The sequence below is a fragment of the Spirillospora albida genome (assembly GCF_000718255.1).
Classification (GTDB): Bacteria; Actinomycetota; Actinomycetes; order Streptosporangiales; family Streptosporangiaceae; genus Spirillospora; species Spirillospora albida.
The window spans coordinates 182,135-204,572 of sequence record NZ_JOFJ01000005.1; the positions used below are offsets into that span (position 1 = coordinate 182,135).

The window sequence follows — 22,438 nt, forward strand, 5'->3', positions numbered from 1 at the left end:
CACTATGCTTGGCCGCGCTCCGTGTGCACAATGTCCCGCATGGTCAATCCTGTGCGCGTCGCGGTCATCGGTTCGGGTCCGGCGGGGCTGTACGCCGCCGAGGCGCTCGTGAAGCAGACCGACGGGAACGTGCGAGTGGACGTCCTCGACCGGCTGCCCACGCCCTACGGGCTCGTCCGGTACGGGGTGGCGCCCGACCACAAGTCGATCAAGTCGATCGCCCGGTACCTGCAGAAGGTGCTGGAGGACCCGGCCGTCCGGTTCCTCGGCCGGATCGAGCTCGGCCGCGACATCACCCGCGCGGACCTCCTCGACTGCTACGACGCCGTGATCTACGCGACCGGCGCCATGGTCGACCGGCACATGGGCATTCCGGGCGAGGACCTGCCCGGCAGCGTCGCCGCGACCGACTTCGTCAACTGGTACTGCGGGCACCCCGACGCCGCCGACCACGACTTCGACCTGTCGGTCGAGGAGGTCGCGGTGATCGGCGTCGGGAACGTCGCCGTCGACGTCGTCCGGATCCTCGCCAAGACGGCCGAGGAGCTCCGCGACACCGACGTCCCCGAGCACGTCATCGAGGCCCTCTCCCGCAGCCGCGTGAAGCGCGTCCACATGATCGGGCGGCGCGGCCCGGCGCAGGCGAAGTTCACCACGAAGGAGGCCCGCGAGCTGGGCGATCTCGCCAACGCGGGCATCCATGTCAGCCCCGCCGACATGGACCTCGACCCGGCCAGCGCCGCCCTCGCCGAGAGCGACCGGCACGTGCGCGGCAACGTGAAGGTCCTCGGCGGCTGGACGGCCGAGCCCCCCGCCCGCCCCCGCCGCATCGACGTCCGCTTCTGGCGCGCTCCCGTCGAGATCATCGGCACCGGCCGCGTCGAGGGCCTCCGGCTGGAGAGGACCCGCCTGGACGAGGCGGGCCGCGTCACCGGCACCGGCGAGTTCGAGACCCTCCCCGTCGGGATGGTCCTGCGCTCCGTGGGCTACAAGAGCGTCGCGCTCGACGGCGTCCCGTTCGACGAGCGCGCCTGCACCGTCCCGAACGAGGCCGGCCGGATCACCGGCCCGGACGGCGCCCCCGTCCCCCGCGAGTACGTCGCCGGCTGGCTCAAGCGCGGCCCCACCGGCGTGGTCGGCACGAACAAGTCCGACGCCGCCGAGACCGTCACCCACCTCCTCGCCGACCTGGCGGGCGCCTCCACACCGCCGAAGCGGAGCATCGACGACCTGATCGAGTCGCGGGGCCTGCCCGTCGTCACCTACGCCGACTGGCTGAACCTGGACGCCGCCGAGATCGCCCTGGCCCGCGCGCTGGAACGCGGCGAGCGCGTCAAACTCGCCCGCTGGGACGCGATGTGCGACGCCTGTCGGCCGCCGAAATAAACCTGCGGATAAGTGGTGACTAAAGACTGACTCGGACGCTACCGTGCCGCGTGTGACCGGTCGTCCAGAAGTGACCGGGTTCCCTCCACCCGACATGGTGCCCGATCTGGGGTGGCTCGGCCCGGACTACGTCGCCGCGCTGGTGTACGACCTGACGCAGGGCCTGCTGCGCCAGGACCCGGGCACCACCGTGCTGGGAGTGCGCTGCGAGGCGCGCCCCGAGCTGCGGCCGTCCGTCGACCCGGCGGGCGTGATCCGCTCGCACGACGCGACGTTCCGGCTGCGCGTGTTCGTCCAGGACGGCACGGGCCGCCCGTGGCGGCTGAACGGGCAGTGGACGTACGCGGGCCGCGAGCTCGGTACGTCCACCGCCTCGATCCGGCACTTCTGGCGCCTGATCTCCGCCGAGGGCGTGTGATCAGTCGGACGTCGCGGGCTCGCGGGAGTCGACCGACGTGGCGCGCGCGACCGACTCGGTGACCTCCCTGGCGAGGGCCTGCGGTGTCAGGCCGATGTCGGTGAGGATCTCGGCGCGGGACGCGTGGTCGAGGAACTCCTGCGGGATACCGTAGGTGCGGATCGGCACGTCGACCTCGGCGTCGCGGAGCAGGCGGGCCACGGCGTCGCCGACGGCGCCGGTGCGGCCGTTGTCCTCGGCGACCGCGACCAGGGTGTGGTCGCGGGCCAGGTCGAGCAGGGCCGGGTCGATCGGCTTCACCCAGCGAGGGTCGACGACGGTGACGCCGATGCCCTGCGCGGCGATCAGGGCCGCCGCGTCCACCGCCGCCGCGGCCATCGAGCCGGCCGCGACCAGCAGCACGCGGGTGCCGTTGGAGCCGTCGTGGCGGGCGAGGACGTCCATCTCCCCCGCCTTGCCGACCGCCTCGATGTCGTCGAACACCGGGCCCTTCGGGTAGCGGATCGCGGTCGGGGCGTCCGACACGGCGACGCACTCGCGCAGCAGCTCCCGCAGGCGGGCTCCGTCGCGCGGGACGGCGATGCGCATGCCGGGGATCAGCTGGAGGATCGACAGGTCCCACATGCCGTTGTGGCTGGCGCCGTCGTCACCGGTGACCCCGGCCCGGTCGAGCGCGAACGTCACGCCCTGCCGGTGCAGCGCCACGTCCATGAGGACCTGGTCGAACGCGCGGTTCAGGAACGTCGCGTAGACGGCGACGACCGGGTGCAGGCCGCCCATCGCGAGGCCCGCGGCGGACGTCACGGCGTGCTGCTCCGCGATGCCGACGTCGTAGATCCGCTCCGGGAACGCCTCGGCGAACGGGGCGAGGCCCACCGGGTGCAGCATCGCGGCGGTGATCCCCACCACGTCGTCGCGCTCCCGGCCGATGGCGACCATCTCCTCGCCGAACACCTTCGTCCAGCCCGGATTGCCCTTCTTGGAGTGGAACCTGCCGGTGGCGGGGTCGAAGGCGCCGCCGCCGTGCATGCAGTCCTCGGTGTCGTTCTCGGCGGGCGCGTAGCCGCGGCCCTTCTGCGTGATGCAGTGCACGATCACGGGCTTGCCGAAGCCGCGGGCCCGCAGCAGGGCACGTTCCAAAGCCTCCTCGTCGTGGCCGTCGATCGGCCCGACGTACTTCATGCCGAGGTCCTCGAACATGGCCTGCGGCTGCAGGACGTCCTTGAGGCCCTTCTTGATGCCGTGCAGCGCCTCGTAGGCGACCGCGCCGACGACCGGCGCCCTCGGCACCGTCTTCTTGATCAGGTCGAGCGCGTGCTCGTAGCCCTGCGTGACCCGCAGGTCCGACAGGTGGCGGGCGAGGCCGCCGATCGTCGGGGAGTACGAGCGGCCGTTGTCGTTCACCACGATGATCACCGGGCGGTCGTGCCCGGCGGCGATGTTGTTCAGCGCCTCCCAGCACATGCCGCCGGTGAGCGCGCCGTCGCCGACGACCGCGACCACGGCCCGGTCGGTCTCGCCGCGCACCTGGAACGCCTTCGCGAGGCCGTCGGCGTACGACAGGACGGTCGAGGCGTGCGAGTTCTCGATGACGTCGTGCTCGGACTCGGCGGCGCTCGGGTACCCCGACAGGCCGCCGCGGCGGCGCAGCCCGGAGAAGTCGTGCCGGCCGGTGACGATCTTGTGGACGTACGCCTGGTGCCCCGTGTCGAACAGGACCTTGTCGTGCGGGGAATCGAACACCCGGTGCAGCGCGATCGTCAGCTCGACCACGCCGAGGTTCGGGCCGAGATGGCCCCCGGTCTTCGACACCGCCTCCACGAGGAACTCGCGGATCTCGCCCGCGAGCCGGGACAGCTGAGCGGCGTCCAGTCGCTTGAGGTCCTCCGGACCCTTGATCGACTCAAGCAGGCTCACGCGTTCTCAACTCCTCCATGCGGGGGGAACCGGCTCCCCCCGGGCTCGGGCCCATCCGAGTTTAATCCCGGTTCGCCCCAGTGGGAGCCGCACAGGGGATGCGGGAGGATGTCCGCATGGGCGTCGAAGAGATCGTGCTGCTCAATGCCGAGGACGAGGCCGTGGGAACGGCACCGAAGGCGGAGAGTCACCATGAAAGCACCCCCTATCACCTCGCTTTCTCCTGCTATGTGGTGGACACGGAGGGGCGCGTCCTCATCACCCGGCGCGCGCTGGGGAAGCGGACCTTCCCGGGGGTGTGGACGGGCAGCTGCTGCGGGCATCCCGGGCCGGGCGAGGGCCTTCGGGAGGCGGTCCTGCGGCGCCTCCGGGACGAGCTGGGGCTGCCGGACGCGGCGCTGACGTCCGTCCTGCCGGGGTTCCGGTACCGGGCCGTCGCCGACGACGGGACCGTGGAGCACGAGCGCTGCCCCGTGGTCCGGGCGACGGTCGCGCCGGGAACTCCCGTCCAGCCGAACCCGGAGGAGGTCGAGCACGCCGAATGGTGGTCGTGGGACCGCTGCCTGGACCTCGCCGGCCGCCCCGAGTCGTCGCTCTGGTACCGCCTCCAGCTCGCCGAACTGGCCCCGCTGGGCGCCCCCCGGGACTGGCCGGACGCGGGCACCGCCGCGCTCCCGCCCGCCCTCCGCTGGTAGCCGGATAACCACGGGATCACTTTTCCCCGCCCGCTGTTGACCGTCCCGCCGTCCGAACGGACGCTTGGTTCTTCGGGGAACCGAAGGGACGGACGATGCGAGGACGTACTCCCAGACGAGCTCCACGACACACCACCGGACGGGTCTCCCGCCGCTGGAAGGCGATCGCCGCGACCGCGCTGGGCGCGGCCCTGGTCGTCTCCGGCTGCGGCGGGACCGACGACGGCGGCGACGACGCCTCCCAGGTCGAGGTCTTCTCCTGGTGGACCGGACCGGGCGAGGCGGACGGCCTCGCCGCCATGAAGGCCGAGTTCGAGAAGAAGAACCCGGGCACGAAGTTCATCAACGCCGCGATCGCGGGCGGCTCCGGCACGCAGGCGCAGGCCGTCCTGGCGAGCCGGCTGCAGAACCGCAAGCCCCCGGACTCCTTCCAGGGTCACGCTGGCGCCGAGCTGCTCGACTACATCAAGGCCGGGCAGATCGAGCGGCTCGACTCCTTCTTCGACCAGAACGGCCTGCGGCCGGCCTACCCGCAGCAGCTCCTCCAGCAGATCAGCTACAAGGGGCACCTCTACTCGGTGCCGGTGAACATCCACCGGTCGAACATGCTCTGGTACAACCCGAAGATCCTGGACGACGCGGGCATCGCGGGGCCGCCGAAGACGATCGCCGAGTTCATCACCGCGCTGAAGGCCGTCAAGGCGAGGACCGGCAAGGTGCCGCTGTCGCTCGGCGCGCAGTGGACGGCCGACCACCTGCTGGAGAACGTCCTGCTGGGCAGCCTCGGCACCGACGCCTACAACGCGCTGTGGAAGCCCGGCGCCGACTGGAGCAGCCCGGCCGTCCGCAAGGCCCTGACGGACTTCGCGGAGATCATGAAGTACACGACGGCGGAGGCCGCCTCGACCGACTGGCAGGGCGCGTCCAAGGCCGTCGTGGACGGCAAGGCCGCGTTCAACATCATGGGCGACTGGGCCTACGGGTACTTCACGGGCTCCGCCCCCAACGGGCTCGGCAAGAAGGTCGACACCGACTTCAAGTACGCGGCGGCCCCGGGCACGGACGGCACCTACATGTGGCTTTCGGACTCCTTCACCCTCCCCAAGGGCGCCCCCCACCGCGCGGGGGCGATCGCCTGGCTGAAGGTGGCGGGCTCCAGGGAGGGGCAGGACCTCTTCAACCCGAAGAAGGGCTCCATCCCCGCGCGCACGGACGGGAACAAGGCCCTTTACACCGGCTACCTCCAGTACGCACTCGGTGAGTGGACCAAGCCCGGCATCAAGCTCGCCGGCTCGTTCTGGCACGGCGTGAACGCCGGCAAGAAGCAGCACACCGACATCGACACAGCGGTGGGCCTCTTCCTCCAGAACAAGGACGTCGCCAAGCTCCAGGCCGCGCTCGTCGAGGCGGCGAAGAACAGCGGACAGTGACGGGCCCGGGGCGGCCGCGCGCCGCCCCGGCCGTCGGGGAGGAGATCGCGTGGCACGACGGTGGCGCCGGTGGCTGCCCGGCCTGCTGCTGGTGTCGCCGTCCATCATCGCGATCGGCCTGTTCGTCTACGGGCTGATCTTCTGGAACACCAGGGTCGCGGTCAGCGGCAAGCACGACGAGATCACCCCGTACGGGTTCGACAAGGGACGCAACTTCGTCGACCTGTGGTCGCAGCCGTCCTGGCCCGGGGCCGTCCAGAACGCCCTGGTGTTCACCGTCGCGTTCGTCGGCGGCGCCCTGGCCCTGGGCGCGTTCCTGGCGTTCCTGATGGACAAGGGGATCCGCGCGGAGGCGTCCCTCCGCGCGATCTACCTGTTCCCCATGGCGGTCTCGTTCATCGCCAGCGGCGTCGTCTGGCGGTGGCTCATGAACCCCGCCCCGCCGCAGCGCGCCGTCGGCCTGAACCAGCTGTTCGGCAAGGTCGGCCTCGACGCCCTCGCGAACTCCTGGTGGCAGCACCCCACCTGGGGCATGGCCGCGATGGCGCTGCCCGCGATCTGGCAGATGTCCGGCTACGTGATGGCCCTGTACCTCGCCGGGTTCCGCGCCGTCCCCGAGGAGCTGCGCGAGGCCGCGCGCGTGGACGGCGCGTCCGAGTGGAAGGTCTACCGCCACGTGGTGTTCCCGCGGCTGCGCCCGGTGACGCTGTCCGCACTGATCATTCTCGGGCACATCTCGCTCAAGGTGTTCGACCTGATCATGGCGATCTCGGGCAAGCAGATCATCACCTATGTCCCCGCCGTCGCGACCTACGTCGAGATCTTCGACCGGCACGACCCCGCCAACGGCGCCACCATCGCGACCTACCTCCTGCTGGCCGTGGCGCTCCTCGTCGTGCCCTACCTGGTCTGGTCGGTGCGGGCGGAGCGGACCCGATGAGGATCGCGCGCCCGGTCGTCCTCCTGCTGTTCGCCGCCCTGTTCCTGATGCCGGTGTACGTCCTCGTCGTGACGAGCTTCAAGCCGCTCGCCGAGGCCGACCCGGCCGGCGCCTGGAGCCTGCCGGACGCCTGGAGCCTCTCCGGCTGGCGCACCGCCTGGGACGTCCTGCGCCCCGGCCTGGAGAACAGCGTGAAGATCGCCGTCTCCGGGTCGCTGATCTCGGCCGTCCTCGGCTCGCTGAACGGGTACGTCCTGTCCAAGTGGCGGTTCCCCGGCGCCGACGCCGTCTTCACCCTGTTCCTGTTCGGGATGTTCATCCCGTACCAGGCGGTGATGATCCCGCTCGCCGGCCTGCTCACCGACATGGAGCTCGTCGGGACGATCCGCGGCCTCGTCCTCGCCCACGTCGTCTACGGCATCCCGATCTGCACGCTGATCTTCCGCAACTACTACGTGACGATCCCGGACGAGCTGATCGAGGCGGCCCGCGTCGACGGCGCCGGCATGCTCCGGACCTACACCTCGATCGTCCTGCCCGTCTCCGGCCCCGCGTTCGCGGTGACCCTCATCTGGCAGTTCACGTCCCTGTGGAACGACTTCCTGTTCGCGGTCTTCCTCGGCGCTCCCGACAGCTGGCCGGTGACGGTGATGCTGAACAACACGGCGGGCTCCGGCGCGGCGGCCGTCCAGTACAACCAGCAGATGGCGTCGGCGCTCCTCGCGTCGCTGCCCACGCTCCTCGTCTACCTGCTGCTCGGCCGCTTCTTCATGCGCGGCCTCATGGCGGGCGCACTCAAAGGCTGATAACTTCTGCCCCATTCGTCCCACCTGCGTCAACCATCCCTCTTACTCGCGCGTCACACCAATGATCACCCGGCGCCATTGGCATGACGCCCGATATGCGCCTACCCTCACGGGCATCGCGCGGTCGCCGGCCGGCCGATCCCCGCGACAACGGAGTCTTGGAGGTACCGCGTGCAGGCGATCAGTGTCCAGCAGCCCTGGGCGTTCGCGATCGCGCGTGGCGGCAAGACCGTCTCGAACCAGGACATGCCCACCGCCTACCGCGGCCCGCTCCTCATCCACGCGTCGATGCGCGTCGACCTGAAGGCGTGCGACTCCCCCCTCGTCCGCGCCGCCGGGTGGGACCCGGGCGACCCCCTCGCCACCATCGGCGCCGTCACGGCCCAGGCCGACCTGACCGACGTCTGCGGCGCCTCGGCCGCGGGCGCCCCCTGCGACTGCGGCCCCTGGGCGAACCGGGGCGAGTACCACTACCACCTGGCGAACGTCCGAGCCCTCCCCCGCCCCATCGTCGCGCTGGGCCGCCACCCGGGCCTCTGGCAGCCGAGCGCGTCCCTCCTCACCGAGGTCGAGACCATGCTCACCGCCGCTTCTCTGAAATAGGTCTCCTTTCGGTCATCGCGTCGCTACGCTGGGTCGCGAACATCGGGCGGGGTAGTGTTGTCCCTGTATCGATCTGTCGTGCCAACGATGGGAGCGGAACCGTGAGCGTCGCGCCCGACCATGACGGTTTTGGCCCGTACACAGCCGAAGATCTGCATGCCCGAGAGGACGAAGGCCGCGGCCTGGAACTCGAAGACGGGTGGCTGATCGAGTTGTCTCCGAGCACGGTGCACAACATCATCTACCGGAAGATCCACGAGGCCATCGAAACGGCCATCGAGAAGGCCGGGGCCTCCGCCTACGCGGATCGAGGCGGGGACTGGGAGATCACCACTCCGTCCGGGATCCGGAAGCCGGATGTTTTCGTGGCGCCGGGGGAACTCGTCGAAGACGCTTTCCTCGAAGGCAGCGTCGAACTTCCCGGCGAGGAACTACTCCTTGTGGTCGAGGTGGTCTCGCCCGGTAGCGGCAGCGAGCGCACCGACCAGGTACGCAAGGTGAAGGAGTACGCGGCGCTGGGCATCCCGCAGTACTGGATCGCCAAGTTCTCACCCCACCCGCAGGTACAGGTCTTCATCCTGGACGCCGAGACAGGCGCCTATCACCTCACTCAGACGGCCATCGCCGGGCAGTCGCTGAAGACGGAGATCCAGGCGGACGTCCCCGTCTCCGTGTCCTTCGATCCCGAGATCTTCATGGAGTTCCGGGGGCGGCGGCGCGGAGCCGGGCGAACTCGGCACTGATCTTGTCGAGCGTCCAGGAGGCGTTGAGGCCGCTCGGGTTCGGGAGGATCCACAGTTTCGCGGGGCCGCACATCTCGTCCTGCTCACCTATCTGAGCCTTGGGGTTCGCGAAAGCCGTCCGGTAGGCGGTGACGCCGGCGACCGCCAGGTAGGCGGGGCGGTGCTCCTCGACGAAGGCGGCCAGGCGGAGGCCGCCCTCGCGGAGTTCCCCGGCGGTCAGTTCGTCCGCGCGGGCCGTGGTGCGGGGCGCGAGGTTCGTGATGCCGAGGCCGTAGGACGGCAGCAGGCCCTGCTCGGCGGGCGACAGCAGCCGGTCGGTGAAGCCCGATCGGTGCAGGGCGGGCCAGAAGCGATTGCCCGGACGGGCGAAGTGGTGACCGGTCGCCCCCGAGTACAGCCCCGGGTTGATCCCGCAGATCAGGACGCCGCCTTCCGGCGGCACGATGTCGGGGATGACGCGGTCGCGCGCGGCCTCCAGATCGGCCTTGGTGGGACGCATCGGACCAGGCTAAGGCCGCTGAGACGCGGAACGGGCCGCCCCCCGGGGGGAGGCGGCCCGTCGCGGCGTGCGGGTTACTTGCGGAGCAGGTTGCGGAGGACGTACTGCATGATGCCTCCGTTGCGGTAGTAGTCCGCCTCACCGGGGGTGTCGATACGGACGACGGCCTGGAACTCCCTGCCGTCGGCCTTCACCGTGACCTCGCGGGGGACGTCGCCCTCGTTGAGCGCCGTGACCCCGGTGATCTCGAAGGTCTCGGTGCCGGTGAGGCCGAGGGTCGCGGCGGACTCGCCGTCCTTGAACTGGAGCGGAAGGACGCCCATGCCGATGAGGTTCGAGCGGTGGATGCGCTCGTACGACTCGGCGATGACGGCGCGGACGCCGAGGAGGGCGGTGCCCTTCGCGGCCCAGTCGCGGGACGAGCCGGAGCCGTACTCCTTGCCCGCGATGACGACGAGCGGGATGCCGGCGGCGGCGTAGTTCTGCGCGGCGTCGTAGATGTACGCCTGGGGCGCGCCGTCCTGGGTGAAGTCGCGGGTGTAGCCGCCCTCGACGTCGTCCAGGAGCTGGTTGCGGAGGCGGATGTTCGCGAACGTGCCGCGGATCATGACCTCGTGGTTGCCGCGGCGGGACCCGTAGGAGTTGAAGTCGCGGACGGCGACGCCGTTCTCCTCGAGGTACTGCGCGGCGGGCGTGCCGACCTTGATGGACCCGGCGGGCGAGATGTGGTCGGTGGTGACCGAGTCGCCGAGCTTGGCGAGGACGCGGGCGCCGGCGATGTCGGTGACCGGCGACGGCTCCAGGCCCATGCCGTCGAAGTACGGGGCCTTGCGGACGTACGTGGACGACGGGTCCCACTCGAAGGTGCCGCCGGTCGGGATGTCGAGGCCGCGCCAGCGCTCGTCGCCCTTGAAGACGTCGGCGTAGCTCTGCGCGAACATCTCCTGGCCGATGGACGACTCGACGATCTCGGCGACCTCCTCGGCGGTCGGCCAGATGTCCCGCAGGTACACGGGGCCGTCGGTGCCGTCGGCGATCGGGTCGTTGAGGATGTCGATGTCCATCGTCCCGGCGAGCGCGTAGGCGATGACCAGCGGCGGGGACGCCAGGTAGTTCATCTTGACGTCGGGGCTGATGCGGCCCTCGAAGTTGCGGTTGCCGGACAGGACCGCCGTGACGGCGAGGTCGTTGTCGTTGACCGCCTTGGAGATCTCCGGCTGCAGGGGGCCGGTGTTGCCGATGCAGGTGGTGCAGCCGTACCCGACGAGGTTGAAGCCGATCTTGTCGAGGTAGGGGGTGAGGCTCGCGCGCTCGAGGTAGTCGGTGACGACCTGGGAGCCGGGGGCGAGGGAGGTCTTCACCCACGGCTTGCGGGTCAGGCCCCTCTCGACGGCCTTCTTCGCGACGAGCGCGGCGCCGATCATCACGTACGGGTTGGACGTGTTGGTGCAGGAGGTGATGGCGGCGACGGCGACGTGGCCGTGGTCCAGTTCGAACTTCGTGCCGTCCTCCATGACGACGTCGACGCGCGTGTGGGGGCGGTCTCCGTCGGGGCCCATGGCGGGCGCGTCGGACGCGGGGAACGACTCGAGGCCGGCCTCGTCCGCGTTCTTCACGTAGTTCTGGACGTCGCGGCGCCAGGTCTCCTTGGCGGTGGAGAGGGCGATGCGGTCCTGCGGGCGCTTCGGCCCGGCCAGGGACGGGACGACCGTGCCGAGGTCCAGCTCGAGGTACTCGGAGAAGTCCGGCTCGGCGGACGGGTCGAGCCACATGCCCTGCTCCTTGGCGTACGCCTCGACGAGCGCGACCTGCTCGTCGGAGCGTCCGGTGAGGCGCAGGTACTTCAGGGTCTCGCCGTCGATCGGGAAGATCGCGCAGGTGGAGCCGAACTCGGGGCTCATGTTGCCGATGGTGGCGCGGTTCGCCAGCGGCAGGGCGGCGACGCCCTCGCCGTAGAACTCCACGAACTTGCCGACGACGCCGTGCTTGCGGAGCATCTCGGTGATGGTCAGCACGAGGTCGGTGGCGGTGGTGCCGGCGGGCAGCTCGCCGGTCAGCTTGAAGCCGACGACGCGCGGGATCAGCATGGAGATCGGCTGGCCGAGCATCGCGGCCTCCGCCTCGATGCCGCCGACGCCCCAGCCGAGGACGCCGATGCCGTTCTCCATCGTGGTGTGGGAGTCGGTGCCGACGCAGGTGTCGGGGTAGGCGACGCCGCCCCGGTCGAACACGACGCGGGCCAGGTGCTCGATGTTGACCTGGTGGACGATGCCGGTGCCGGGCGGGACGACCTTGAACTCGTCGAACGCGGTCTGGCCCCAGCGCAGGAACTGGTAGCGCTCCTTGTTGCGCTCGTACTCCACCTGGACGTTGCGCTCGAACGCCTGCGGGGTGCCGAAGTAGTCGACGATCACGGAGTGGTCGATGACCATCTCGGCGGGCGCCAGCGGATTGATCCTCGTGGGGTCGCCGCCGAGGTCGCGGACGGCCTCGCGCATGGTGGCGAGGTCGACCACGCAGGGCACGCCCGTGAAGTCCTGCATGATGACCCGCGCCGGGGTGAACTGGATCTCCTTGCTGGGCTGGGCGCCTGCGTCCCAGCCGGCGATGGCGCGGATGTGGTCGGCGGTGACGTTCGCGCCGTCCTCGGTGCGCAGCAGGTTCTCCAGCAGCACCTTGAGGCTGTACGGGAGTCGGGCCGAGCCCTCGACCGCGTCCAGCCGGTAAATGTCGTACGACCTCTCGCCCACCTGGAGCTTGCTCAGGCTGCCGAAGCTGTTCGCGGACACGGACTCCTCCTCCATCGACGACCGCGCGTCGGGTCCGGGACATGACCGCGCGGCGCACACTCTTCTGATCGGTGAATCCCGCCCCGGGGCTGTACGCGCGCGGCGGGGCGGACGCTCATCCACCATGAATCCTGCCTTAGGCGGAGTCCTGTCCGGGATCCGGGTCCGCCTAACTTCCGCAGGTTTTCTCTCGACGTCAAGCTATCTCTAATTTATCTCGACGTCGAGTTACTTGCGCCGCGCCCGGCGCGTACCGGTCGCGCCGCGGTCCGCGCAGCAGGCTCACCAGCGCTGGCGAGCCTCTTCGGCCCAGCCCTCCAGGCCCTCCACGTCGAGCCACGCGCCGTCGTCGGTCTGGACGCGGCCGGTGAAGTAGCCGAAGCACTGGTGCGTCTCGGAGCCGACGATGAGGAGTTCGGTACGGGCGACGCGTTCGTGGAAGGGGTGGAACCCGACCTGGACGCGGGGGCCCTCGATCGTCCAGGGGCGGAGCAGGTCGGTGGGGTCGTAGGTCCAGCGGAGATCGTCGCCGATCTTGTGGAGGCGGCCGTCGACGAACAGGCCGTTCTCGGTCTGGCCGGTCCCGTCGGTCCACTTTCCGCCCAGTTGGAGGGCGAGCTTCCGGCCGGACGCCGCCGCCCAGTTCCACGTCATCCGGTACGGCCATTTGCCGCGCCCGTGGTCGAGGACGGCGAACGCGCCCTCACCCACCTCGTACTCGCCGGACGGGAGGGTCAGCCGCCCCCGCACGGGGCGCCCGACGTCCTTCACCGTGTACTGGAAGCGGTGCTCGCTCCACGGGACCACGACGCCGAGCGACTCGTGCCCGTCCGGCAGCGGGATCTCCAGGTCGACGAGGACGCCGGGCGCCTTCGCCCGCAGCAGCGTGCCGGACGCGCCGTGCCTGCCGCCGACCGCGACGCCGCCGCCGCGCGCCGCCACCTCGCCCTCGCCGCAGCGCTCGGGGAAGCGGGCGCCGAGCGCGAACGGCGCGACCGCGTCCCGCGCGAGCTCCTCGCCGGTCTCGCGGTCGAGGACGTAGACGCCGTGCACGCCCGCGTAGTCGAGGGACGAGGCGACGAGCCCGACGATGTGCCGGGGCGTGACGATCCCCCAGTACTCCCAGCGCTTGGCGCGGCCCCACCCGCGCAGGTTGGCGCGGTGCAGGGGGCGGCGGGTCCATCCGACGGCGTCCGGGTTCAGGCGGCCGTCGGGAAGGCACAGGTCGACGGGCTCGACGATCTCTTGCATGGCCCGAGGGTAGCCGTGCGGGATGCCGCGTATGCCGGTTGTCCCACCCCGATTGACCCGCTCCATACCGGCGGCGGGGTTTCCCCCGTGCCGCGCCCGCGAATCACCCCCATGGTGATCACCGTTCGGCACCCGCCGCCCCCGGGCGCGTGCCCGTCGAAGGGGATTGAGGGATGTCGGTTTCGGAGACCTGCGGACGCTCCGCCCAGGTGGCGGAGGCGTACCGGCACTGCGAGCGGGTCGTCCGCAAGCGCGACCGCGACTTCGCGCACGGCGTCCGGCTGATGCCCGTCCCGAAGCGCCGCGCGCTGAGCGCGATCTACGCGTTCGCGCGCCGCGTCGACGACATCGGGGACGGGCCGGAGCCCATGCGCGTGCGGCTCGACCGGCTCGACCGGGCGCGGCGGCGGCTCGCCGACGTGCGGTCGGCGGCGCGCGGCCCGGACGGGCTCGGCGTGCTCGGCGGCGACCCGGTCCTCACCGGGCTCGCGGACGCGGCGGGCCGGTACCCGATCCCGCTCGACGCGTTCGACGAGCTCATCGACGGCTGCGCGGCCGACGTCCGGGGCGTCCGGTACGAGACGTTCGACGACCTGCTGCGCCACTGCCAGCGGATGGCGGGCACGGTCGGGCGGGTGTCGCTCGGCGTGTTCGGCGCGGGCGGGCGGCTCCGCGCGGAGGGACTCGCCGACTCGCTGGGGGTCGCGCTGCAACTCACGAACGTTCTGCGGGACATCCGGGAGGACCGCTCGGCGGGCCGCACCTACCTGCCCGCGGAGGACCTGGCGCTCTTCGGCTGCACCCTCGAACAGGACGAGTCGGGCGAGTTCGTCGACCCGCCGTGGCGGCTGAACGGGCTGGTGCGGTTCGAGGCGGAGCGGGCCCGCGCCTGGTACGCGGAGGGCATGCGGCTGCTGCCCCTCCTGGACCGGCGCAGCGCGGCCTGCACCGCCGCGATGGCGGGCGTCTACCGCCGACTGCTGGAGCGGATCGCGGAGCGCCCCTGCATCGCGCTCAGCTCGCGGGTGTCGCTGCCGCCCTGGCAGCGCGCGGTCGTGACGGCCCGCGCGGTGACGGGCGTGGAGCGCTGATTTCACCCGCTTTCGGGAACTCTCTGGCCCTTGCGTACGTCTTCGATATATCGTTGGCGTATCGCGAGAGATCATAGAGAGATCTCAGAAGGTGGTGACGAACATGGGACACCGTGGATTCCGGGCACGGGGAGACGTCCCCGGCCCCGGCTGGATGTTCGGCGGCCCGTGGGGACCCCAGGGCGGCTTCGGCCCCGGTCCGCACCCGCCCTGGGCGCGCGGCCGCGCCCCCTGGGGCCGGGGCGGCAAGGCGCGCAAGGGCAACGTCCGGGCCGCGATCCTCGTCCTCCTCGACGAGGAGCCGCGCAACGGCTACCAGCTCATCCAGGAGATCGCCGAGCGCAGCGGCGGCGCGTGGAGGCCCAGCCCCGGCGCCGTCTACCCGGCCCTCCAGCAGCTCGCCGACGAGGGACTCATCGCCGGGGAGGAGAGCGGCGGCCGCCGCGTCTTCCACCTCACCGGCGAAGGCCGCGCCCACGTCGAGCGGAACCGCGACGAGCTCGCCGAGCCGTGGGCCGAGATGGCGTACGACTTCGGCGAGGGCGTCCCCGACCTGTTCCGGCAGGCGGCGCAGACGGGCTCCGCCGTGATGCAGATCGTCCACGCCGGATCCCCCCGGCAGATCGCGCGCGCCCGCGACGTCCTCGCGGAGGCGCGCCGCGACCTCTACCGCGTCCTCGCCGACGACGAGGACGCCACGACCCCCGACGCCGAGGAGTAGGCCATGCGGCCGAACCCCATGCACGTGAGCACCCTGGACGCGGCGCCGCCCGGCGCACCGCCGGGCGACGACCTGCGGGTCGGCGACACCGACCGCGAGGCCGTCATGGTCGCGCTGCACGACCACTTCGCCGCCGGACGCCTCGACCGGGCGGAGCTCGACGAGCGGCTGGAGCCCGCCCTCACCGCGAAGACGCGCGGCGACCTGCGCGCCCTCGTCCGGGACCTGCCCGCCCCGCACGGCCTTCCCGACCCGGAGCCGGCACGGTCGCGGCATCGCGGCCGGCCCCCGGCACGGCACCCCGGCCGGCCGCCGATGCGGGCGCACCGCCGGCACCGGCCGGGCCACCCCGCGTTCCCGGTGCTGCTCGCGGTGTTCGCGGTGGTGGCGATCACGGCGGGGCCGTCGGCGGGCCTGTTCGCCGTCCTGATGCTCGCCCTGGTCGCGTGGCTGGTCCGCGCGGCGCTGATCCTCACCGGACGGCGCCCGTCCCGGCGCCGGCACCGCGGGATCCCGTCGGCTTCGTGAGCCCGGCGCGGTCCCCGCGCGCGGAGGCCCGCCTGCGCACCCCGGCAGGGCCGGTCGGCACGCCCCTCATGGCGCCCACCGTCCTCCCCGGCACTGCCAGGCGGGCCCCCACCGCTCAGACGACCGGACGGAGGGCGGCGGCCTCCTCGGCGAGGGCGCGCACCGCGTCCCAGTCGCCGGCGCGGACCGCGTCCGGCGGCGTCAGCCACGACCCGCCGACGCAGCCCACGTTGGGGAGCGCCAGGTAGGCGGCGGCGTTGGCGGGGCTCACGCCGCCGGTCGGGCAGAAGCGGACGCCCGGCAGGGGGCCGCCCAGCGCCTTCAGGTACGGCACGCCGCCCGCCGCCTCGGCCGGGAAGAACTTCATCGCGGTGACGCCGTCCTCCAGCAGGGCGATCGCCTCCGATGCCGTCGCGACGCCCGGGAGGAACGGCAGCCCGGTCGCCGCCATCGCGCCCCGCAGCGACGGCGTGCAGCCGGGGCTGACGAGGAACCGGGCGCCGGCGGCGGCGGAGCGCTCGGCGTCGGCGGGCCGGACGACCGTGCCCGCGCCGACGACCGCGTCCGGGACCTCGGCCGCGATGCGGGCGATGGCGTCCAGGGCGGCGGGCGTCCGCAGCGTCACCTCGATCACCGGGAGGCCGCCGGCGGCGAGGGCGCGGGCGAGGGGCGCGGCCGCGTCCGCGTCGTCCAGCACGACGACGGGGACGACGGGTGCGAGGCCCATCAGTTCTTCAGCGGTGTTCATGCGCGTTCCAGGGCTGGGGTGCGGAGGGTCTGGGTGAGGTGGGCGGCGGCGCCGACCAGGGCGGGGCCGGGGTGGACGATCAGGGCGGTCGGGATGGTGCGCAGGTAGTCCTCGACCGGGGGCTTCCACTCGAAGCGGGCGCGGAACGAGCTGCCGCACAGGACGTCCGCGATGCGGGGCAGGATCCCGCCGCCGAGGTACACGCCGCCGCGCGCGCCGAGCGTCAGGGCGACGTTCCCGGCCAGGGAGCCGAGCAGCGCGCAGAACATCAGCACGGCCTCCTCGCAGAGGGGGTCGTCGAGGCGCGAGCAGATCCGGGCGGGGTCGAGCGGCTCGGCGGCCGGGACGCCGTCGATGACCGCGAGGAAGCGGTGGATGCGGGCCAGCCCGTCGCCGGACAGCAGCAGCTCGGCGGTCGCGGCGCCGCGTTCCGCGCGGAGCAGCCGCATCACCTCGACCTCGCGCTCGGTGGCGGCGGGGATGTCGACCTGGCCGCCCTCGCCGGGCAGGGCCAGCCATCCGGCGGCGGTGGGGACGAGCCCGGCGACGCCCAGTCCGGTGCCGGGGCCGACCACGGCGAGCGTGCCGCCGCCGGTGGGCGCGGACGGCCCGACCGGGATCAGGTCGCCCGGGGCCAGGCGGGGCAGGGCGAGCGCGAGGGCCTCGAAGTCGTTGAGGATCTCCAGGCGCGGAATGCGGAGCCGCTCGCGGACGGCGTCCGCGGTGCCGGCGGGCCAGCCCGCGTTGGTTAGGTGGTACGTCCCGCCGCTCACCGGGCCCGCCACCGCCAGGCACGCCGCGGACGGCCGCACGCCGGCATGGCGCGCGAGGTAGGCGGCGGCCGCGTCGGCGAGGCCGGCATGGTCGCGGGTGGGAAGGGACGCGACGTGCTCGGGCGTCCCGTCCGGGCCGTCGACAAGGGCGAACCGCGCGTTGGTGCCGCCGACGTCCGCGACGAGCCAGGGTCCCGCGCCTGGCCCGGTCATCCGAGCACCCCCGCGCCGCGCTCCGCCGGGCCGACGGCCGCGCGGAAGACCTGGAAGAGCTCCCGCCCGGTCCCGGACGCGCCGGGCGGCGCGGGATCGGGGTGGCGGGCGGCGAGCTCCTCGTCCGGGACGAGGATCTCCAGCACGCCCTTGTCGCAGTCGAGCCGGATCACGTCGCCGTCGCGGACGCGGGCGAGGGGGCCGCCCGCCGCCGCCTCCGGCGACACGTGGATCGCGGCGGGCACCGCGCCCGACGCGCCCGACATGCGGCCGTCGGTCACGAGCGCGACGCGGTGGCCGCGGTCCTGGAGCACCGAGAGCGGCGGGGTGAGGCGGTGCAGCTCCGGCATCCCGTTGGAGCGCGGCCCCTGAAACCGGACGACCGCGACCACGTCCCGGTCGAGTTCCCCTGCGGCGAACGCCTCCTGCAGCGACTCCTGCGAGTCGAACACGCGGGCGGGCGCCTCGATGACCCGGTGCTCGCCCCTGACGGCCGACACCTTCACCACCGCGCGGCCGAGGTTGCCCGTGACGGTGTGGAGGCCGCCCTGGACGTCGAACGGGTCGGCGACCGGGCGGAGGACGTCGGTGTCACCGGATACCCGCGGGTGCTCCCGCCACTCCGCCCTGCCGTTCACGTACTCGGCGGCCCGCCGGTACACCGCGAGGGTGCCGCCGCCGACCGTCCGGGCGTCCTCGTGCAGGAGGCCCGCGTCGATCAGCTCGCCGATGAGGAACGCGGTGCCGCCCGCCGCGTGGAAGTGGTTCACATCCGCCGTCCCGTTCGGGTACAGGCGGGTGAGCAGCGGCGTCACATGCGACAGCTCGTCGAAGTCGTCCCAGGTCAGGTCGATCCCGGCGGCGGAGGCCATCGCGACCAGGTGCAGCGTGTGGTTCGTGGACCCGCCGGTCGCGAGCAGCGCGACGACGCCGTTGACGAACGCCCGCTCGTCCAGCAGCTCCCCGATCGGCGTGTAGCCGTCGCCCGCCAGGCTCGTCAGCTCCAGGACGCGCCGCGCGGCGGCCTCGGTCAGCGCGTCCCGCAGCTTCGTGCCCGGCGGGACGAAGCTCGCCCCCGGCAGGTGCAGCCCCATGACCTCCATGAGCAGCTGGTTGGAGTTCGCCGTCCCGTAGAAGGTGCAGGTGCCGGGCGAGTGGTAGGACGCGGCCTCGGCGGCGAGCAGCTCGTCCCGCCCGATCTCGCCCGCCGCGTACCGCTTGCGGACGCTCGCCTTCTTCGCGTTCGGCAGCCCGGACGGCATCGGCCCCGCCGGGACCAGCAGCACGGGCAGGTGCCCGAACGCCAGCGCGCCGATCACCAGCCCCGGGACGATCTTGTCGCAGACGCCGAGGAGCAGCGCGCCGTCGAACATGTCGTGCGACAGCGCCACGGCCGTCGCCATCGCGACGACGTCCCGGCTGAACAGCGACAGCTCCATGCCCGCGCGGCCCTGCGTGATCCCGTCGCACATCGCGGGCACGCCGCCCGCGAACTGCGCGGTGCCGCCCGCCGCCCGGACCGCCGCCTTGATGAGGTCCGGGTAGTCCTTCAGCGGCTGGTGCGCGGACAGCATGTCGTTGTACGCGCTGACGATCGCGATGTTCGGGGTGACGTCGCCGCGCAGCCAGAGCTTGTCCTGGGCGCCGCAGGCGGCGAAGCCGTGCGCGAGGTTGCCGCAGCCCATGCCGCCGCGCGCGGGGCCCCGCGTGCGGGCCGCGCGGATCCGGTCAAGGTACGCGCCGCGCCGCTCCGCGCTCCGTTCGGCGACGCGCTCGGTCACGCGCGCCAGGACGGGATGCACTGCCATCTTCGCTGCTCCAGATAACGGGGGGATTGAACGAGCACGCTACCCAGCCTTCCGTACACCGACAAGCCCACTTAGGGATACAAACTGACAAAAGCAGGAATCTTCAGCTAACTTGGCGCACCTAAGCGGCGCGTGCTTGACTGACCGGATGGCACGCCCCGTCCCCCGCCCCGCCACCGTGGGCGACACGCTCCGGCTGATCCGCGAGCACGGCGTCGCCACCCGCGCCGACCTCGGCCGCATCACCGGCCTGTCCCGCCCCGCCGTCGCGTCCCGCGTCGCCGACCTCATCGCGCGCGGCCTCGTCGTCGAGCGCGCGGACGGCCCGTCCACCGGGGGCCGCCCCCCGGCCCGGCTGGAGTTCGACGCGGCGGGCGGCACCGTCCTCGTCGCGAACCTCGGCCAGTCGCGCGGCACGCTCGCCGTCTGCGACCTCGCTGGTTCGGTCCTGGCGAGCGCGGCCGGGCCGCCGCCGGAGACGTCCGCCGCGAAGACCCTCCCCCGCCTCCTCGACGACTGGACGGACCTGCTCCGCGCGTCCGGGATCGACCCGTCGAGCGTCCGCGGCGTCGGCCTCGGCGTCCCGGACGCCGTCGAGCACGCCACCGGCACCTGGAACGGCCTGGAGACCGGGCCCCCGATCCGCGACCGCTTCGGCGTCCCCGCCTACCTCGACAACGAGGTCAACGCCGCCGCGCTCGGCGAGCACCAGGCCCACCCCGGCGTGGACGACCTGCTGTTCGTGAAGGTCTCCACCGGCATCGGCGCGGGCCTCATCGCGGGCGGCCGCATCCAGCGCGGCGCCCTGGGCGCCGCCGGGGAGATCGGGCACGTGCCGGTCCCGTCGGCCTCCGAGGCGCCCTGCCGCTGCGGCAACGTCAACTGCGTCGAGGCCGTCGCGGGCGGCGCCGCCCTCCTCGCCCGCTCCCCCGCCGGCGACCTCTCCGGACTCGCCGCCCTCGCCCGCGCGGGTGATCCCGCGACCGTCGCCCTCCTCCGCGAGGCCGGGCGCCGCATCGGCGAGGTCGTCGCCACCGCCGTCAACCTGCTGAACCCCGCCGTCGTCGTCCTCGGCGGCGACCTGGTCGGCACCGACGAGGCCCTCATCGCGGGCGTCCGCGAGATCGTCTACCAGCGCTCCACGGCCCTCGCCACCCGCAGCCTCCGCATCGAACCCAGCCGCCAGGGCGAATCGGCCGGTCTGGCGGGCTGCGCCGCGATGGTCCTCGACCGCCTCCTGTCCCCCGAGGCCATCGACACCGCCCCATAACGATCACCGGAACACGCCGTCCCGAACCGCCGGATTCCACTAAGATGATCACCACCTGTCAGCGACCGGTCAGGGACGTCTCATGGGCTCATTCCCGATGGTTCCGTTCGACTCCGGCCGGCCCGAGGTCCGGCGGCGGGCCGCGCTCGAAAGGCATGGCGGCGCTCCGCTCCACCGGCCGGGCGAGATGCGGCTCGGCGGCAGCCCGAACCGCGAGGAGTGCTGGGCGTCGATCGGGCCGCGCACCCGGGCGCGCCTCGCCGAGTTGTCCGGCGCCGCCATCACCTGGTTCGCCCACGAGGACGCCTCCAGCGGCGACGGCCGCCCCTACGCGGTGACCTTCGGGGAGAGCGGCCTGTCGATCGCCGACCCGCGCGTCGACACCGAGCACCGCCCCGTCTACGCGATCTCGTCCTTCCAACTCGCCCCGGGCACCCTCCGGCACGTCCAGGTCGATCACCGCCCGCCGCCGAACGCCTCCCGCCCGGGACGGCCGCGGGCCGCGTCCACGCGGGACACGCCGCCGAGCGGCCTCGCCCTGGACGACGGCGCCCTCGGCGTGCTGGGGAACCTGCCCGCGCAGGCGCAGGAACTGCTGCAGACCCCCTTCCTCGGCGGCCAGGACATCCTGCGCAACATGTGGTACTACGAGGGCCACGACCACCACCTCACCACGTTCGTGTTCTTCATCGCGGGCGCGAGGGACGTCACGGTCGCCACCGGCTCCAAGATCGTCCCGGTGGGCCACACCGACGCGACCGCGCACTGGTCCCTCACCTGCTACCGGGCCGCGGTGGCCCGCCGCATCGGCCGCTGACGTTGTCCGGCGCCTTCCGGGAACTCGACGGCCACGACGCCTACGAGGTCCTCGGCCTGGAGCCGGACGCCACGTCCGGCGATATCCGGCGCGCCTACCGGGCGCTCGCGCGCGCCGTCCACCCGGACCTCGTCACCGACCCGGCCGCCAAGCCCGCCGCCGAGGAGAGGCTCCGGCTCCTCAACGCCGCGATGGAGGTCCTCACCAGGCGACGCGCGACCTACGACGCCGCGCGCCGCGCCGCCGAGGACGGGCCCCCGCCCGGCCCCGAGGAAGAGGTCATCATCGACGACCCGTGGGACGTCGCGGCGCCGGGCAGGCCGTCGCCCGCCCACGATCCGTGGCGGGCCGCCACACCGGGTCGCGTGCCCCCGCCGCGCCCCGCCCCGCCGCCCTATGCCCGCCCCGCCCCGCCGCCCCATGCCCGTCCCGGCTCGCCCCCGCCACGCTCCGCCTTCTCGTACATGCCGATGGCGCGCCGCACGAAGGAGCGGCTCGCGACCGCGTTCGCCATCGTGGTGAGCGTCACCGCGGTCGCCTGGTGCGCGACGATCCTCGTGCGCGACTTCCTGCCGGACGAACCGAGGGCCGAGGTCGCCGTTCCGCGTGCCCTGGCCGGAACCTGGAAGGGCACGGTCGACTTGCGCGACCCGAAGGGCGGATCCCGGAAAGTGGAACTGACCCTCGATGCGGGCAGGAAGGTCGGGAAGATTCGATATCCGCCCAAGGGCTGCACCGGCGAGGCCGTACCGATCGGCTTGCGAAGCGGGACGCTGACGATCCGGCCGGTCTTCTCCGGCGGTCACTCCAGATGCGATGCCGGGGACATCACCCTGACCCCGGGCAAGAAGAACAGGGCGAGCATCGTCTGCTACGACCCGGGCGGGAAGAGGAAGAAGGCGACCGGCACGCTCCGCCGCGACCAGCCCGGCCCTCGGCCATGATCCGATCTCCGGAACGGGACGCGCCCCGGCCGCCCGATCCGCCGGACC

At 72.6% G+C, this 22,438-nt stretch carries 21 protein-coding genes; 14 read left to right on the top strand and 7 right to left on the bottom strand.

Annotated features, from left to right (window positions below):
• The first annotated feature begins 39 nt into the window (after nt 1–39).
• Nucleotides 40–1,386, top strand: a complete 1,347-nt coding sequence (locus IE99_RS0108830) for an FAD-dependent oxidoreductase (protein ID WP_425423806.1) — start codon at nt 40–42, stop codon at nt 1,384–1,386.
• Nucleotides 1,387–1,438: 52 nt separating this feature from the next.
• A complete protein-coding gene (locus IE99_RS0108835) occupies nt 1,439–1,804 on the top strand; it encodes a hypothetical protein (protein WP_030166480.1) in 366 nt (121 codons plus the stop codon).
• Here the strand turns inward: IE99_RS0108835 and dxs are convergent, their stop codons facing one another.
• Nucleotides 1,805–3,721, bottom strand: coding sequence for a 1-deoxy-D-xylulose-5-phosphate synthase (dxs, locus tag IE99_RS0108840; protein WP_030166482.1), 1,917 nt, complete (start codon nt 3,719–3,721; stop codon nt 1,805–1,807). It abuts the gene before it with no gap.
• Nucleotides 3,722–3,837: 116 nt separating this feature from the next.
• On the opposite strand from dxs, the gene idi reads away from it, so the two are divergent.
• From idi to IE99_RS32365, 6 genes are all read left to right on the top strand, one after another.
• A complete protein-coding gene (gene idi, locus IE99_RS0108845; protein ID WP_030166483.1) occupies nt 3,838–4,416 on the top strand; it encodes an isopentenyl-diphosphate Delta-isomerase in 579 nt (192 codons plus the stop codon).
• A gap of 95 nt (nt 4,417–4,511) precedes the next feature.
• Entirely contained in the window at nt 4,512–5,846 is a 1,335-nt protein-coding gene (locus tag IE99_RS0108850; RefSeq protein WP_051712295.1) for an ABC transporter substrate-binding protein, read from the top strand.
• A 49-nt stretch (nt 5,847–5,895) separates the two neighbouring features.
• Nucleotides 5,896–6,786 carry a carbohydrate ABC transporter permease gene (locus IE99_RS0108855; protein ID WP_245623119.1) on the top strand — a complete coding sequence of 297 codons (891 nt, stop codon included), beginning with the start codon at nt 5,896–5,898 and terminating at the stop codon, nt 6,784–6,786.
• Entirely contained in the window at nt 6,783–7,592 is an 810-nt protein-coding gene (locus IE99_RS0108860; RefSeq protein ID WP_084219380.1) for a carbohydrate ABC transporter permease, read from the top strand. The genes IE99_RS0108855 and IE99_RS0108860 overlap by 4 nt, the downstream gene beginning before the upstream one ends.
• A 171-nt stretch (nt 7,593–7,763) precedes the next feature.
• Nucleotides 7,764–8,195: an ASCH domain-containing protein gene (locus tag IE99_RS0108865; protein ID WP_030166493.1), complete on the top strand. Its 432-nt coding sequence runs from the start codon at nt 7,764–7,766 to the stop codon at nt 8,193–8,195.
• Between the two features lie 101 nt (nt 8,196–8,296).
• Entirely contained in the window at nt 8,297–8,938 is a 642-nt protein-coding gene (locus tag IE99_RS32365) for a Uma2 family endonuclease (RefSeq protein WP_051712296.1), read from the top strand.
• Here the strand turns inward: IE99_RS32365 and mug are convergent.
• The 3 genes from mug to IE99_RS0108885 form a co-directional block, all read right to left on the bottom strand.
• Complete coding sequence (gene mug, locus IE99_RS0108875) at nt 8,889–9,437, bottom strand: G/U mismatch-specific DNA glycosylase (RefSeq protein WP_030166498.1); 549 nt, start codon at nt 9,435–9,437, stop codon at nt 8,889–8,891. The genes IE99_RS32365 and mug overlap by 50 nt on opposite strands.
• Nucleotides 9,438–9,511: 74 nt before the next feature.
• A complete protein-coding gene (gene acnA / locus IE99_RS0108880) occupies nt 9,512–12,241 on the bottom strand; it encodes an aconitate hydratase AcnA (protein WP_211258760.1) in 2,730 nt (909 codons plus the stop codon).
• 267 nt (nt 12,242–12,508) lie between these two features.
• Complete coding sequence (locus IE99_RS0108885; protein ID WP_030166505.1) at nt 12,509–13,477, bottom strand: DUF2804 domain-containing protein; 969 nt, start codon at nt 13,475–13,477, stop codon at nt 12,509–12,511.
• A gap of 173 nt (nt 13,478–13,650) precedes the next feature.
• Between IE99_RS0108885 and IE99_RS0108890 the strand changes: the two genes are divergently transcribed.
• The 3 genes from IE99_RS0108890 (at nt 13,651) to IE99_RS31755 (ending at nt 15,817) form a co-directional block, all read left to right on the top strand.
• Nucleotides 13,651–14,568 (top strand): phytoene/squalene synthase family protein, encoded by a 918-nt coding sequence (locus IE99_RS0108890; RefSeq protein WP_051712297.1) that lies wholly within the window; start codon nt 13,651–13,653, stop codon nt 14,566–14,568.
• Nucleotides 14,569–14,671: 103 nt separating this feature from the next.
• Complete coding sequence (locus IE99_RS0108895) at nt 14,672–15,289, top strand: PadR family transcriptional regulator (protein ID WP_084219382.1); 618 nt, start codon at nt 14,672–14,674, stop codon at nt 15,287–15,289.
• 3 nt (nt 15,290–15,292) lie between these two features.
• Nucleotides 15,293–15,817 carry a DUF1707 SHOCT-like domain-containing protein gene (locus tag IE99_RS31755; RefSeq protein WP_051712299.1) on the top strand — a complete coding sequence of 175 codons (525 nt, stop codon included), beginning with the start codon at nt 15,293–15,295 and terminating at the stop codon, nt 15,815–15,817.
• A gap of 115 nt (nt 15,818–15,932) precedes the next feature.
• Here the strand turns inward: IE99_RS31755 and eda are convergent, their stop codons facing one another.
• Genes eda through edd form a run of 3 tightly spaced genes read right to left on the bottom strand, consistent with a single transcriptional unit; the run spans nt 15,933 to nt 19,359 of the window.
• Nucleotides 15,933–16,565 carry a bifunctional 4-hydroxy-2-oxoglutarate aldolase/2-dehydro-3-deoxy-phosphogluconate aldolase gene (gene eda / locus IE99_RS0108905; RefSeq protein ID WP_030166516.1) on the bottom strand — a complete coding sequence of 211 codons (633 nt, stop codon included), beginning with the start codon at nt 16,563–16,565 and terminating at the stop codon, nt 15,933–15,935.
• Nucleotides 16,562–17,551, bottom strand: coding sequence for a glucokinase (gene glk, locus IE99_RS0108910; protein WP_030166520.1), 990 nt, complete (start codon nt 17,549–17,551; stop codon nt 16,562–16,564). The genes eda and glk overlap by 4 nt, the downstream gene beginning before the upstream one ends.
• Complete coding sequence (edd, locus tag IE99_RS0108915) at nt 17,548–19,359, bottom strand: phosphogluconate dehydratase (protein WP_030166523.1); 1,812 nt, start codon at nt 19,357–19,359, stop codon at nt 17,548–17,550. The genes glk and edd overlap by 4 nt, the downstream gene beginning before the upstream one ends.
• A 148-nt stretch (nt 19,360–19,507) precedes the next feature.
• Here edd and IE99_RS0108920 point away from each other — a divergent pair, with 148 nt between their 5' ends.
• The 3 genes from IE99_RS0108920 to IE99_RS32625 all read left to right on the top strand — a co-directional run bounded on the left by IE99_RS0108920 (nt 19,508) and on the right by IE99_RS32625 (nt 22,390).
• A complete protein-coding gene (locus tag IE99_RS0108920; protein ID WP_030166526.1) occupies nt 19,508–20,629 on the top strand; it encodes an ROK family transcriptional regulator in 1,122 nt (373 codons plus the stop codon).
• A gap of 82 nt (nt 20,630–20,711) precedes the next feature.
• Nucleotides 20,712–21,446, top strand: coding sequence for a hypothetical protein (locus IE99_RS32370; RefSeq protein ID WP_030166528.1), 735 nt, complete (start codon nt 20,712–20,714; stop codon nt 21,444–21,446).
• A gap of 2 nt (nt 21,447–21,448) precedes the next feature.
• Nucleotides 21,449–22,390, top strand: coding sequence for a J domain-containing protein (locus IE99_RS32625; protein ID WP_051712300.1), 942 nt, complete (start codon nt 21,449–21,451; stop codon nt 22,388–22,390).
• Nucleotides 22,391–22,438: the final 48 nt, after the last annotated feature.